Annotated in this window: 13 protein-coding genes and 1 other annotated feature; of the genes, 9 read left to right on the forward strand and 4 right to left on the reverse strand. The window is 58.1% G+C overall.

Features of this window, described 5'->3' with window-relative positions:
• Positions 1-58 precede the first annotated feature (58 nt).
• Positions 59-130, forward strand: a sequence feature (ROSE (Repression Of Heat Shock gene Expression) occurs in the 5'-region of heat shock genes and acts as an RNA thermometer to modulate expression.).
• The 3 genes from ibpA to V1566_RS03015 all read left to right on the forward strand — a co-directional run bounded on the left by ibpA (position 124) and on the right by V1566_RS03015 (position 2,933).
• Complete coding sequence (ibpA, locus tag V1566_RS03005; protein WP_010426546.1) at positions 124-534, forward strand: small heat shock chaperone IbpA; 411 nt, start codon at positions 124-126, stop codon at positions 532-534. Its footprint overlaps the feature before it by 7 nt.
• Before the next feature lie 136 nt (positions 535-670).
• Positions 671-1,099, forward strand: coding sequence for a small heat shock chaperone IbpB (ibpB, locus tag V1566_RS03010; RefSeq protein WP_010426545.1), 429 nt, complete (start codon positions 671-673; stop codon positions 1,097-1,099).
• A 172-nt stretch (positions 1,100-1,271) separates the two neighbouring features.
• Positions 1,272-2,933 (forward strand): putative transporter, encoded by a 1,662-nt coding sequence (locus tag V1566_RS03015; RefSeq protein ID WP_063145118.1) that lies wholly within the window; start codon positions 1,272-1,274, stop codon positions 2,931-2,933.
• On the opposite strand, the gene V1566_RS03020 is transcribed toward V1566_RS03015, so the two are convergent.
• Entirely contained in the window at positions 2,901-3,647 is a 747-nt protein-coding gene (locus tag V1566_RS03020; protein ID WP_395305010.1) for a GntR family transcriptional regulator, read from the reverse strand. The genes V1566_RS03015 and V1566_RS03020 overlap by 33 nt on opposite strands.
• Before the next feature lie 222 nt (positions 3,648-3,869).
• Here V1566_RS03020 and V1566_RS03025 point away from each other — a divergent pair, with 222 nt between their 5' ends.
• From V1566_RS03025 to V1566_RS03040, 4 genes are all read left to right on the forward strand, one after another.
• Positions 3,870-5,492 (forward strand): alpha-glucoside-specific PTS transporter subunit IIBC, encoded by a 1,623-nt coding sequence (locus V1566_RS03025; protein WP_395305011.1) that lies wholly within the window; start codon positions 3,870-3,872, stop codon positions 5,490-5,492.
• On the forward strand, positions 5,489-6,811 hold the full coding sequence (locus V1566_RS03030; protein ID WP_395305012.1) for a 6-phospho-alpha-glucosidase: 1,323 nt from the start codon (positions 5,489-5,491) through the stop codon (positions 6,809-6,811). Before V1566_RS03025 ends, V1566_RS03030 begins: the two co-directional genes overlap by 4 nt.
• Before the next feature lie 92 nt (positions 6,812-6,903).
• Positions 6,904-7,251, forward strand: a complete 348-nt coding sequence (locus V1566_RS03035) for a YidH family protein (protein ID WP_024907384.1) — start codon at positions 6,904-6,906, stop codon at positions 7,249-7,251.
• Positions 7,241-7,588, forward strand: a complete 348-nt coding sequence (locus tag V1566_RS03040) for a DUF202 domain-containing protein (protein WP_395305013.1) — start codon at positions 7,241-7,243, stop codon at positions 7,586-7,588. Before V1566_RS03035 ends, V1566_RS03040 begins: the two co-directional genes overlap by 11 nt.
• A 32-nt stretch (positions 7,589-7,620) precedes the next feature.
• Here the strand turns inward: V1566_RS03040 and dsdA are convergent, their stop codons facing one another.
• Both dsdA and dsdX read right to left on the reverse strand, forming a co-directional pair.
• Positions 7,621-8,907, reverse strand: coding sequence for a D-serine ammonia-lyase (gene dsdA, locus V1566_RS03045; RefSeq protein ID WP_395305014.1), 1,287 nt, complete (start codon positions 8,905-8,907; stop codon positions 7,621-7,623).
• Between the two features lie 17 nt (positions 8,908-8,924).
• Positions 8,925-10,262: a D-serine transporter DsdX gene (dsdX, locus tag V1566_RS03050; protein WP_032662040.1), complete on the reverse strand. Its 1,338-nt coding sequence runs from the start codon at positions 10,260-10,262 to the stop codon at positions 8,925-8,927.
• A 204-nt stretch (positions 10,263-10,466) separates the two neighbouring features.
• Between dsdX and dsdC the strand changes: the two genes are divergently transcribed.
• A complete protein-coding gene (gene dsdC / locus V1566_RS03055; protein ID WP_395305015.1) occupies positions 10,467-11,393 on the forward strand; it encodes a DNA-binding transcriptional regulator DsdC in 927 nt (308 codons plus the stop codon).
• Between the two features lie 84 nt (positions 11,394-11,477).
• Positions 11,478-12,566 (forward strand): cellulase family glycosylhydrolase, encoded by a 1,089-nt coding sequence (locus tag V1566_RS03060; RefSeq protein ID WP_395305016.1) that lies wholly within the window; start codon positions 11,478-11,480, stop codon positions 12,564-12,566.
• Here the strand turns inward: V1566_RS03060 and emrD are convergent.
• Positions 12,469-13,653 (reverse strand): multidrug efflux MFS transporter EmrD, encoded by a 1,185-nt coding sequence (gene emrD / locus V1566_RS03065; protein ID WP_024907378.1) that lies wholly within the window; start codon positions 13,651-13,653, stop codon positions 12,469-12,471. The two genes, V1566_RS03060 and emrD, sit on opposite strands and share 98 nt — an antisense overlap.
• Positions 13,654-13,770 lie beyond the last annotated feature (117 nt).

The following is a 13,770-nucleotide window of genomic DNA, read 5'->3' on the forward strand; positions in this document are numbered from 1 at the left end:
CGATTGCAGACCCATTTTAAGAATGTGGCCCGATAACGAACTCGCCTGATGGGTGTTCGGGGGCGCAAAGGCCTGTCCATGGTGGAAGGCTACAATTTCTCGCTGATTTCAGGAGTTTTATTTATGCGTAACTTCGATCTTTCTCCGCTATACCGTTCTGCAATTGGTTTTGACCGCCTGTTTAACCATTTAGAAAATAACCAAAGCCAGAGCAACGGCTACCCTCCATACAATGTTGAGCTGGTTGACGAAAACCACTACCGCATCGCCATTGCCGTCGCCGGTTTTGCAGAAAACGAACTGGAGATCACCGCGCAGGACAATCTGCTGGTGGTGAAAGGTTCCCATGCGGCCGAGCAGAAAGAACGTACCTACCTTTATCAGGGCATCGCCGAGCGCAACTTTGAACGCAAGTTCCAGTTAGCCGAGAACATTCACGTGAAAGGCGCGAACCTGGTTAACGGCCTGCTGTTTATCGAACTGGAACGTGTGATTCCGGAAGAGAAAAAACCGCGCCGTATCGAAATTAACTAATTACGCGGGTCGCGTGAGCGGCCCACTCAGAATTGCTTGCCGTAACGGGAGCATATGCGAATCCATCAGGATTTGCAGGAACAACTGCGCACAAAATTAAACTGTGCCGAACTCGCTTCTCAGAAGGAGATTTAGTATGCGTAACTACGATTTATCCCCCCTGCTGCGTCAGTGGATTGGTTTTGACAAACTGGCTAACGCCCTGCAAAGCACCACCGAGCAACAGACGTTTCCGCCGTACAACATCGAAAAAAGCGACGATAACCACTATCGCATTACCCTTGCGCTGGCCGGTTTCCGCCAGGACGATCTGGACATCCAGCTTGAAGGTACTCGCCTGACCGTGAAGGGGACGCCGGAAAAACAAGAAACCGAGACCAAATGGCTGCATCAGGGGCTGGTTAATCAGCCGTTTAGCCTGAGCTTTACCCTGGCAGACCATATGGAAGTGTCCGGCGCCACGTTTACCAACGGGCTGCTGCATATCGACCTGCTCCGCAACGTGCCGGAAGCCATCGCGCCGCAGCGTATCGCTATTAGCGAGCGGCCTGCGTTAAACAGTTAACAAGCCCGCCGAACCTGTAGGTCGGGTAAGGCGCAGCCGCCACCCGACAATACTCACAGACTGCACGAAGCCCTGCCCCGGCAGGGCTTTTTTGTGCGCCATCGCCCATACAATCGCCTCCGGCTCTGAGAGAATCCTTAGTATAACTAAGGTTATGCACAGGAAGTGGATCATGAGTGATATCGCGTTAACCGTCAGCGTGTTGGCCCTGGTCGCTGTTGTTGGCCTGTGGATAGGGAATATCAAAATCCGTGGCGTCGGGTTTGGGATAGGCGGGGTGCTGTTTGGCGGCATTTTTGTCGGACACTTCGCCGACAAGCTCGGGCTGGTCCTCAGCGCCGAGATGCTCCACTTTACTCAGGAGTTCGGCCTGATCCTCTTCGTTTATACCATCGGTATTCAGGTGGGACCGGGCTTTTTCGCCTCACTTCGGGTCTCCGGATTACGGCTCAACCTGTTTGCCCTCGGCATTGTGGTGATGGGCGGGCTGGTCACCGCGATCCTGCACAAAATCTTCGATATCCCGCTGCCCGTGGTGTTGGGCATTTTCTCCGGGGCGGTCACCAACACGCCCGCGCTCGGCGCCGGGCAGCAAATCCTGCGCGATTTGGGTATCGAACCCGGCATTGTCGACCAGATGGGGATGAGCTACGCCATGGCCTATCCGTTTGGGATTTGCGGCATTCTGCTCTCCATGTGGCTGGTACGCGTCCTGTTTCGCATTAACGTCGACAAAGAGGCGAAGGATCATGAAACCACGCTCACCAACGGCCATATGCCGATCAAAACCATCAACATTCGGGTCGATAACCCCAACCTGAACAATATGGCGATTCAGGACGTGCCGATCCTGAACAGCGCCAATATCATCTGCTCCCGCCTTAAGCGTGACGATATGCTGATGGTGCCCGCGCCCGGCACCGTCATTCAGCAAGGCGATCTACTGCATCTGGTCGGCCAGCCCGGCGATTTAAACAACGCGCGGCTGGTGATTGGGCAGGAAGTGGATACCTCGCTCTCCACCCGCGGCACCGATATGCGCGTGGAACGCGTGGTGGTGACTAACGAGCAGGTTCTGGGGAAGAAAATACGCGATCTACAGGTAAAAGAGCGTTACGACGTGGTGATCTCCCGCCTTAACCGAGCGGGTGTCGAGCTGGTCGCCAGCCCGGAGGCCAGCCTGCAGTTCGGTGATATCCTCAATCTGGTCGGTCGGCCATCGTCCATTGACGCCGTGGCGGATATGGTGGGTAACGCCCAGCAAAAACTGCAGCAGGTGCAGATGCTGCCGGTGTTTATCGGTATCGGGCTCGGCGTGTTGCTCGGCTCTATTCCTGTGTACGTGCCGGGCTTCCCGGTGGCGCTCAAGCTGGGTCTGGCGGGCGGGCCGCTGATTATGGCGCTGATCCTCGGGCGTATCGGCTGTATCGGTAAGCTCTACTGGTTTATGCCGCCGAGCGCTAACCTGGCGCTGCGCGAGCTGGGCATTGTGCTATTCCTGGCGGTGGTCGGGCTGAAATCCGGCGGGGATTTTGTCGATACTCTGGTCAAGGGCGAAGGGATGAGCTGGGTCGGTTACGGCATATTTATCACGGCTATCCCGCTGCTGACGGTGGGCATACTGGCGCGGATGTTCGCCAAAATGAACTACCTGACCCTGTGCGGCATGCTGGCGGGTTCCATGACCGATCCGCCCGCGCTGGCCTTTGCCAACAACCTGCACGCCACCAGCGGTGCGGCCGCGCTCTCCTATGCCACCGTCTACCCGCTGGTGATGTTCCTGCGCATCATTACCCCGCAGCTACTGGCGGTGCTGTTCTGGGGGATGAGCTAGCAGATCGTCCGGGTGGATGCGCCGCAGATGGTAGTCCACCTGGTAATCGCTGGTATTTCGGAACATGACGGAATAATTGAGGAACTCGCCGCTGTCGCTGTAGGAAAGAGACGTAATGCGCAGTAGCGGCGTCTGTTCCGGCAGGTTCATATAACCAGCCAGCGTTTTATCTGCCAGCACCGGTGTCAGGCTCTCGTAGTTGCCGCTGATGGTGATCCCGCACTCCTTCTCGATGTAATCAAACTTTGACCCTTCAAGATGCGCCAGAGACAGGTCGCGGAACAGCTTCACCGGCATAAAGCTGTCCTCCAGCATCAGCGGCTTTCCGTCCACGTAGCGCACCCGACGTGAAAAATAGATCCGCTCATCCACCTGAATCCGCAGCTGGCTGGCGATGGCGGGCGGGGCGGGCATCACTTCGAACTGCAGCACCTTGCTCTGTACTTCTTTCCCCTGCTGGCGCAGCACCTCCACCAGCCCGGTCAGGTTAGTGGTTTCGTGGTGAACGTCTTTACGCGAGACAAACGTGCCGCTGCCGTGCCGCCGCTCAACCAGACCCCAGCTCACCAGCAGATCCAGCGCCTTGCGGATGGTCATTCGCGCCACGCCAAACTCCTGCGCCAGCGCTTTTTCGCCCGGCAGCGGGCTGCCGATGTTGTAGTCCGACGAATTCAGCCGCAGCCGCAATCTGTCGGCGATTGATTTGTAGATCACCAGTAGACCTCTCTGCCCTTATCAGGGCGTGGATGGCGTCCTGACATGTCCATATTTACAGCAAAAAGTAGACCTGATTGGTCAAAATAAAACCATGAATGCGATCACGAATCGCAGCGGCACGCCATGTTCGCGCATCAGTAAGTTCTTATGCTCACCTCAGGCCAGCAAAAAAACATAAAGGCCTCTACCCCCTACAGGTTGTTACGTGAGGATTTAAAAATGCTCAGTCAAATACAACGTTTTGGCGGTGCCATGTTTACCCCGGTGTTGTTGTTTCCGTTTGCCGGGATCGTGGTGGGAATCGCCATCATGCTTCGCAACCCGCTGTTTGTCGGCGAAGCCTTAACCGCCCCCGATCATCTTTTCGCGCAGATTGTTCACATTATTGAAGAGGGCGGCTGGGCGGTGTTTCGCAATATGCCGCTGATTTTTGCCGTCGGCCTGCCGATTGGCCTGGCGAAGCAGGCGCAGGGCCGCGCCTGTCTGGCGGTGCTGATTAGCTTCCTGACCTGGAACTACTTCATTAACGCGATGGGGATGACCTGGGGCCACTTCTTTGGCGTCGACTTCTCCGCCGAACCGACGGCCGGTAGCGGCCTGGCGATGATTGCCGGGATCAAAACGCTCGATACCAGCATCATCGGGGCCATTGTGATTTCAGGCATCGTTACCGCCATCCACAACCGCTATTTTGACAAGCCGCTGCCGGTCTTTCTGGGGATTTTCCAGGGCAGCTCGTTTGTCGTTATCCTCGCGTTCTTCGTCATGATCCCCTGCGCCTGGCTGACGCTGCTGGGCTGGCCGAAAGTACAGATGGGCATTGAGTCCCTGCAGGCGTTCCTGCGCTCTGCCGGTGCGCTGGGCGTGTGGGTGTATACCTTCCTGGAACGTATTCTGATCCCAACCGGGCTGCACCACTTTGTCTACGGTCCGTTCATCTTCGGTCCGGCGGCGGTGGAAGGGGGGATTCAGGTCTACTGGGCGCAGCACCTGCAGGAATTCAGCCAGAGCACGCTGCCGCTGAAAACCCTCTTCCCGGAAGGCGGATTCGCGCTGCACGGCAACTCTAAGGTGTTTGGCTCGGTCGGGATTGCGTTGGCCATCTGGTACACCGCGTCGGCGGAAAACCGCGTCAAGGTGGCGGGGCTGCTGATCCCGGCCACGCTCACCGCCGTGCTGGTGGGCATTACTGAACCGCTGGAATTCACCTTCCTGTTTATCTCGCCGCTGCTGTTTGCCGTCCACGCCGTGCTGGCGGCGACCATGGCGACGGTGATGTACCTCTTCGGCGTCGTGGGGAACATGGGTGGCGGCCTGCTGGACCAGTTCCTGCCGCAAAACTGGATCCCGATGTTCCACAACCACGCGTCAACGGTATTCACCCAGATCGGCATTGGCGTCTGCTTCACCGGTCTCTATTTCGTGGTCTTCAAAACGCTGATTGAGCGTCTGAACCTGAAAACCCCGGGTCGGGAAGAGAGCGAAATCAAACTCTACAGCAAGGCCGACTATAAGGCGGCGCGCGGGCAAACCACCGCCCCGGCGGCGGCCAGCCAGCAGGTCGGACAGGCCGCCGGATTCCTGCAGGCACTCGGCGGTGCGGCCAACATCGAAAGCATCAACAACTGCGCTACCCGCTTGCGCATTGCGCTGGTCGATATGGCGAAAACCCAAAGCGACGACGTCTTCAAAGCCCTTGGCGCACACGGTGTGGTGCGACGCGGCAACGGCATTCAGGTGATTGTTGGTCTGCACGTTCCTCAGGTGCGCGACCAGCTGGAATCGCTGATGAAAACCCCTTTAACGAATGAACAAACCACCCTGACAGAGGCTATATCATGAAAAAATTCTCAGTTGTCATTGCAGGCGGCGGCAGCACGTTTACGCCTGGTATCGTCCTGATGCTGTTAGCCAACCGTGACCGTTTCCCGCTGCGCGCCCTGAAGTTTTATGACAACGACGGCGCGCGTCAGGAGACCATCGCCGAAGCGTGCAAAATCATCCTCAGAGAGCAGGCGCCGGAGATTGAGTTCAGCTACACCACCGATCCTAAAGCGGCGTTTACTGATGTGGATTTCGTGATGGCGCATATCCGCGTGGGCAAATACCCGATGCGTGAAAAAGATGAAAAAATCCCGCTGCGCCACGGCGTGCTGGGCCAGGAAACCTGCGGACCGGGCGGGATTTCCTACGGCATGCGCTCTATCGGCGGCGTGCTGGAGCTGGTGGATTACATGGAGCAGTACTCCCCGAACGCGTGGATGCTGAACTACTCCAACCCGGCGGCGATTGTTGCGGAAGCCACGCGCCGCCTGCGTCCGAACGCTAAAATCCTCAACATCTGCGATATGCCGATCGGCATTGAAGGGCGTATGGCGCAGATTGTCGGCCTGAAGGACCGCAAACAGATGCGCGTGCGCTACTATGGCCTGAACCACTTTGGCTGGTGGACGTCGATTGAAGATCTGAACGGCAACGATCTGATGCCGAAACTGCGCGAATACGTGGCGAAAAACGGCTATGTTCCCCCTTCTGACGACGCGCATACCGAAGCGAGCTGGAACGATACCTTTGCCAAAGCAAAAGACGTGCAGGCGCTGGATCCGGACACCATGCCGAACACCTACCTGAAGTATTACCTGTTCCCGGACTACGTGGTCGCGCACTCCAACCCGGAGCGCACCCGCGCCAATGAGGTTATGGATCATCGCGAGAAGCACGTGTTCAGTTCCTGCCGGGCGATTATCGAAGCCGGTAACTCCGCCGCCGGTGAGCTGGAAATCGACGAACACGCGTCGTACATCGTCGATCTGGCAACCGCGATTGCCTTCAACACTCAGGAGCGGATGCTGCTGATTGTGCCAAACAACGGGGCCATCCATAACTTCGATGCCGACGCGATGGTGGAGATCCCGTGCCTGGTGGGCCATAACGGGCCGGAGCCGCTTACGGTGGGCGATATTCCACACTTCCAGAAAGGGCTGATGAGCCAGCAGGTGGCGGTGGAAAAACTGGTGGTGGATGCCTGGGAGCAGCGCTCGTACCAGAAACTCTGGCAGGCGATCACCCTGTCGAAAACCGTGCCGAGCGCGTCCGTCGCGAAAGCGATTCTGGATGACCTGATCGAGGCCAACAAAGCGTACTGGCCAGAGCTGCATTAATCGTCCTGACCGGCATCGCCCGATGCCGGTCTCCTTGTCCTTGTCGATTTACGCTATGCTGAAGCCTGCCCGAAGCAAGACAAGGAACCCTCATGAAAATTTCCCGCCTCGGCGAAGCGCCGGACTACCGCTTCTCTCTGGCTAATGAACGCACTTTTTTAGCGTGGATCCGCACCGCGCTGGGCTTTCTTGCCGCAGGGGTCGGTCTCGATCAGCTCGCGCCCGATTTCGCCACGCCGCTGATTCGTGAAGTGCTGGCGCTGCTGCTGTGCCTGTTTGCGGGCGTGCTGGCGATTTACGGTTACCTGCGCTGGCTGCGCAATGAGAAGGCGATGCGTCTGAAGCAGGATCTGCCCTATACGCGCGGATTACTCATCATCAGCGCAATCCTGCTGGCGGTAGCGGGCGTGGTGATGGTGCTGGTGTTCTATGGCGGATAGCCGCAAAGCGCGGCGCGAAGCGGACCCCGGCCTGCAGCCGGAGCGGACGTCCCTCGCGTGGCTGCGCACGCTGCTGGGGTATGGCGCGCTGATTGCCCTGGCGATTAAGCACAACTGGCACCGCACCGGGGTGCCATTCTGGATCTCTGTTGTTGTGCTGGCGCTGGTGGCCCTCATTTTATGGCGCTATACCCGCAGCCGTAACCTGATGGACGTGGCGCAGGACGATTTTGTGCAGCCGAAAGCGGTGCGCGATAAGTTCCTCATCGCCCTGGCCGTGCTGTCGCTGTCACTGCTGTTTGCGGTAACCCACATTCAACAAATTTTGCAGTTGTAGGCCGGATAAGGCGCAGCCGCCACCCGGCATAATTACTTCCCTTTCGCCAGATACTTCGCCATCTCGTCTTCCGGCACCATCCCGCCGCCGGTCGCCCACACCAGGTGGGTAACGTTGTTATGCGAATGAACACGCAGCGGCCCAGCCATCCCCGCCAGCGCGGACGGTTCCAGCCGAATGCCTTCCTCCTGCGCCAGCCAGCCGAGCATGTCGTACATGCTCTGGTCGGAAAGCGTATAGAACCCGTCGAGCAGGCGCTCCATCGCGCGGCCCACGAAGCCGGAGGCGCGTCCTACCGCCAGGCCGTCCGCTGCCGTCACGTTATCAATGCCCAGATCCTGCACGGCAATCTCATCGTGCAGGCCGGTGTAGACGCCCAGCAGCATGCACGGAGAGTGCGTAGGCTCCGCAAAGAAGCAGTGCACGTTATCGCCAAAGGCCAGCTTCAGGCCAAATGCCACGCCGCCAGGGCCGCCTCCGACGCCGCACGGCAGGTAGACGTACAGCGGATGCTCCGCATCCACCACCCGGCCCTGTTTGGCAAACTGCGCCTTCAGGCGCTCGCCCGCCACCGCATAGCCCAGGAATAAGGTGCGGGAGTTTTCATCGTCAATGAAGAAGCAGTTCGGATCGCTTTCCGCCGCTTTTCGTCCCTGCTCTACCGCCACGCCGTAATCCTGCTCATATTCCACGACGATGACGCCGTGGCTGCGCAGTTTGGCTTTCTTCCACTCGCGGGCGTCGGCAGACATATGCACCGTCACCTTAAAGCCGATGCGGGCGCTCATAATGCCGATGGACATCCCGAGGTTGCCGGTTGAGCCCACCGCGATGCTGTACTGGCTAAAGAAGTCCTTAAAGCGCGGCTCCAGCAGGATGCTGTAGTCGTCTTCAACACTTAGCAATCCGGCTTCCAGCGCCAGCTTTTCCGCGTGGGCCAGCACCTCATAGATGCCGCCGCGCGCTTTAATCGAGCCGGAAATCGGCAAATGGCTGTCTTTTTTCAGCAGCAGCGCGCCGGGAATAGACGTAGCAGATTCTTTCTCCAGCCGCGCCTGCATTGCCGGGATCGCGACCAGTTCGGATTCGATAATCCCGCCCGTTGCCGCCGTTTCCGGGAAGGCTTTCGCCAGATACGGCGCGAAGCGTTTCAGGCGAGCGTGTGCGTCGTCCACGTCGGCTTTGGTCAGCCCGACGTACGGCAACCCTTCGGCAAGCGTCGTGGTGCGCGGGTTAAGCCAGGTGGTTTCTTTCAGGGCAATCAGATCCTCAACCAGAGGAAACTGTGCGGTTAAAGTAGTGATAGTTGCGTTTTCCATAATACGTCTCTTCGCGCTCAGATAATGAAAGAAAGCAGGAATGTGCCGCCAAGTGCAAGCACCGAGGCGATAAAGGTCGCCGTCGTATAGTATTTGAAGGTCTCATTCAGGGTCGCGCCGCAGTATTGCTTCACCAGCCAGAAGAGGGAATCGGTCACGATCGTGCAGCCAATAGCGCCGGAACCGATGGCAATGGTGATAATCTCCGGGCTTACGTTCGGATAGAGCGGCAGCATCGGCGCGACGATCGCCGTGGCGCCCATCATCGCGACCGTGGCGGAGCCGACGGCAGCATGCAGCACCAGCGCCACCAGCCAGGCGAGCAGGATAGGGTGCATGTGCAGGTTCGAGAGAATATGCGCCAGTGAGTCCGCCAGCCCGCTGGTTTTAAGGATGGCGTTGAACGCGCCGCCCGCGCCGATAATCAGCAAAATGTTGGCGATAGAGCCGAAGCCGTGCTCGGTGTGCGTCAGCATCGTGCCCATGCCCATATGCTGGCGGATCCCCAGCAGGTAGTAGGCGACAAACACGGCGATAAACATGGCGGTGATCGGGTTGCCAATAAATTCCAGCAGCGTATACAGCGTGCCTTCTTTTGCCATATTCAGCTCGGCGATGGTTTTCACCAGCATCAGGGCAATCGGCAGCAGCACCGTGAACAGCGTGGCGCCCAGCGACGGCAGGGTGTGCTCTTCACGCACCTTCAGGTCTGAAAATTCCGCCGGAACCGGTTTAAACGGCAGACGATTGCCGAGCAGTTTCAGGAACAGCGGGCCACCGACCAGAGACGCCATCAGGCCCACCATCAGACCGTAGACAATCACCGTTCCGACGTCTGCACCTAGTTTGTTGGTGACAAACAGCGCCGCCGGATGCGGCGGCACCACGCAGTGCACCGCCATCAGCGCGGTACAGAGCGGAATGGCCAGCTTGAGCAGCGACGTGTGGGTCTTTTTGGCGATGGAAAACGCCAGCGGGATGAGCAGTACTACGCCCACTTCCACGAACAGCGTGATACCGCAGATCAGGCCCACCAGCACCATAATCACGTCTGCTGACAGCCAGCGGCAGCGCTGCAGTGCGATCCCGATGCGCTCGGCCGCGCCGGAGACTTCCATCATCTTGCCGAGAATGGTGCCCAGACCAATCACCGCAGCCAGGAAGCCCAGCGTGCCGCCAATTCCGCTCTCAATGGCGTTCACCATATCCAGCGGGCTCATCCCCATCATCGCGCCGACGAAAAAGCTCGCCAGCAGCAGCGCGAGGAACGGGTGAAACTTCAGTTTTACGATGGTTAAAACAATCAACACAATGCTGACCAGCAGCGTTGCCACAACCCAGACCTGAGATCCCATATCTCACCTCACCCTTTTGTCATCTGGGGGTATTGGACGAAAAAGCGGCGTGGGCTGACAAACGATATAAATTGGCGTTCAGATGAACCAGATTGGATCAACTGAGTGACTGTGCTCTAAAAAGCGCACTTAATTCGTATTAGGTTCACATTAATTCACCCTTAAACGGTATGCTGAGCGCAGAAACCACGCGCGAGAATTGTGATGACCGATGCAAATGAAGCCAGAAACCGGCTGTTAAACGGCTGGCAGCTGTCGAAAATGTATACCTTTGAAGTGGCCGCCCGGCATGAGTCCTTCGCGCTGGCGGCGGAGGAGCTGTCGCTCAGCCCCAGCGCGGTGAGCCACCGCATTAACCTGCTGGAAGAGGAGCTGGGTATTCAGCTGTTCGTCCGCTCGCACCGGAAAGTCGAGCTGACGCAGGAGGGAAAGCGCGTTTACTGGACGCTAAAATCGTCCCTCGACACCCTGAATCAGGAGATCCTGGATATTAAAAACCAGGCGCTCTCCGGCACGCTGACGGTCTACTCCCGCCCGTCGATCGCCCAGTGCTGGCTGGTGCCCATGCTGGGGGACTTTACCCGCCGCTACCCGTCGATCTCACTTACCATCCTGACTGGCAATGATTACGTTAATATGCAGCGAACGGGTGTCGATCTGGCGCTCTATTTCGACGATACGCCGCCAAACCACCTCTCTCATCACTTCCTTATGGACGAGGAGATTCTGCCCGTCTGCTCACCGCAGTACGCCCGCGAGCATGAACTGCTGAAAAACCCCGATAACCTCAGCCACTGTACGCTGCTGCACGACCGTCAGGCCTGGAGCAACGATTCCGGTACGGATGAGTGGCTGAGCTGGGCGCAGCACTTTGCGGTGAATATGCCGCCATCGTCGGGCATTGGTTTCGATCGTTCCGACTTAGCGATTATTGCGGCCATCAACCATGTAGGCGTCGCGATGGGCAGAAAGCGGCTGGTGCAGAAACGGCTCGAACGGGGCGAGTTGATTGCACCGTTTGGTGAAAAAACCCTCAAATGCCATCAGCATTATTACATCTCAACGCTTCCCGGCCGCCAGTGGCCGAAAATTGACGCCTTTATCGGCTGGCTGAGAGAACTGGTGAGGTGAAGAATTATTACGCTTTGACGCTACACCAAATGTGAAAAAGCGTGCTAAATACAGGTAATGCTTTCGATTTATCCAGGGTAAACCGTGTTAAAGCCTTATATTGCCACTGCGTTGTTGATCTCTTCCGGCTGGGCGATTGCCGTTGAGCCGCCGCTGACGGCTGCCCATTATGCGCAGCAGCTGGGCGTCGGAATGGATGTGGACTGGGCGCGCACCGAGCGCGGTATTCGCGAGTTCGACCCGCTGGTGGTTCGCGATTTCCGTGCAAAAGGCATTACCCATGTGCGTATCCGCGTGGCCGATGAACCGACGGAAGCGCGGCTGATCCACCTGCGCAAGCTGGTGGAGGCCTGCGAGCAGTATGGCGTGATCCCGATAGTCGCTTATCAGGCTGATGAATATAAAAACGACCCAAAAGCCGATAACGAGAAAGAGACGATCAACTGGTGGATTGCCGTGGCGCACTATTTCGGTCAGAGCTACCCGCTGCTGGGTTTTGATCTCATTTATGAGCCCGCCGACAAGCTTAACCACAACCTCACGTCGCTAAACCGCGTGTATGAAAAAACCATTAAAGCGATCCACGATATTGACCCGCAGCGCATGATCTTTATTGCGCCACGCCTGCGTGCCGCGCCGGAGGATTTATCCAGCCTGAAGCTACCTGCGCACAGTCAAAACTACCTGCTGGCGGAGTGGCATATTTTCCCGTGGGGGCCGCTGAAAAATAGCGGTAAATACCCGTGGACGTCCGGCACGGCGGCGGAGAAAGCGGCTATCCATAATCGCATCAATACCGCGCTGCGCTGGCAGCAAAAAACCGGGCACGTAAGCTGGGTCGGGGGCTGGGGCGTGGGGGAGTCAAACCACCTCACGCCAACCGCTTCGCAAATGGCCTTCGCCACCTTTATGGCCTGCGAGCTGCAAAAGGCGAAAATCCCTTATGCGCTTAACGCGGATTTCCAGTTTTACGACGGGGAAGAGGGAGCCTGGCGGCCTGCGCCGGAGCCGTTATTGCAGGCGATGATTGCGCCCGTTTGTGAAAAGCCCGGCGAGAAGCCGGGCCATCATGCGGTTAAACCGGCTGCTCGTGATGCGGGACACGCGACGCCAGCGGCAGCCAGCACAGTAAAATCAGCAGCCCCATCAGCGTCATCAGCAGGCCCAAACTAGCCTGCCCGGTCTGCGGCATCATCGCGGAGAGCCAGGCCAGCGCGCCGGAGCCGATATTCTGCAAACCGCCCACCAGCGCGCCAGCCGTGCCTGCAAGGAACGGGAACGGCTCCATCGCGCCGCTGGTTGCCAGCGGGAACAGCATCCCCGCGCCAAAGAAGAACAGCGCCGCCGGGATGAGCAGCGTCCAGACCGACATTACGTCAAACAGCCCTGGGATCCACATCATCAGACCCGCCAGCAGGCAGCTGATCACCGACTGCCACATCAGGGTGGAGAAGCGTTTGTTCGGGCGTCCGGCAAACCACGCGCCGAAGAACGCCGCCGGGATCGGCAGAATAAACAGAATACTCACGACCATGCTGCTCAGACCCAGCCCCGCGCCCAGCAGCACGCCGGAACAGGCTTCGAACACCGCAATGCCCGCCAGGCCGCCGATCAGCATCAGCAGGTAGCAGGTGAACGCGCCGTTACCGAACAGCGTTTTGTAGCTGGTGATGAGCTTCGTGCGCGGCGCGTCCTGCGGGCGCGTTTCCGGCATCCAGCGCGCCATGCTGAAGGTGACAATGATGCACAGCACCAGCAGGAAGGCGTAGCAGGCGCGCCAGGACCACATCGTGTCCAGCAGGCCGCCAATCAGCGGGGCCAGCAGCGGGCTGACCAGAATACCCATATTCAACAGGCTGTTAGCATGACGGAGCTGGGTGCCCTGATACATATCACGCGGTAAGGTTCGCGCCATCACCCCGCCGACGCCGGTCCCAACGCCCTGCAGGGCGCTGGCGGCAATCAATACGGTCAGGCTGTGCGTGGTAATGGCAATCACCGTCGCCACCATGAAAATGCTCATACCCACCAGGATCACCGGACGACGCCCGACGCGATCGGACAGCGGGCCGTAGAAGAGCTGCGAAACGCCATAGGTCAGCAGGTAGGCCGCCATCACGCTCTGCACTGCGCCCTCGCGGACGTTAAGTTCCTTTGCCATGTCGGCAATCGCCGGAATGTAGATGGTTTGCGCCATCTGACCGACGGCCACCAGTAACACCAGCATCAACAATAAGTTAACGTTCCTTTGTTTTTTCATGTCGCTGAATACTTTTGCCAAAAGATAAAAATGAAGAATAAGTGACTGCGCATTACCATAAATGCGCGAGGAATCTACCACAGTGAGATGACAATTTAAGCATTGTCGTGGTGAATG

The organism is Enterobacter sp. ECC-019 (assembly GCF_043974075.1).
GTDB classification, from domain to species: domain Bacteria; phylum Pseudomonadota; class Gammaproteobacteria; order Enterobacterales; family Enterobacteriaceae; genus Enterobacter; species Enterobacter asburiae_D.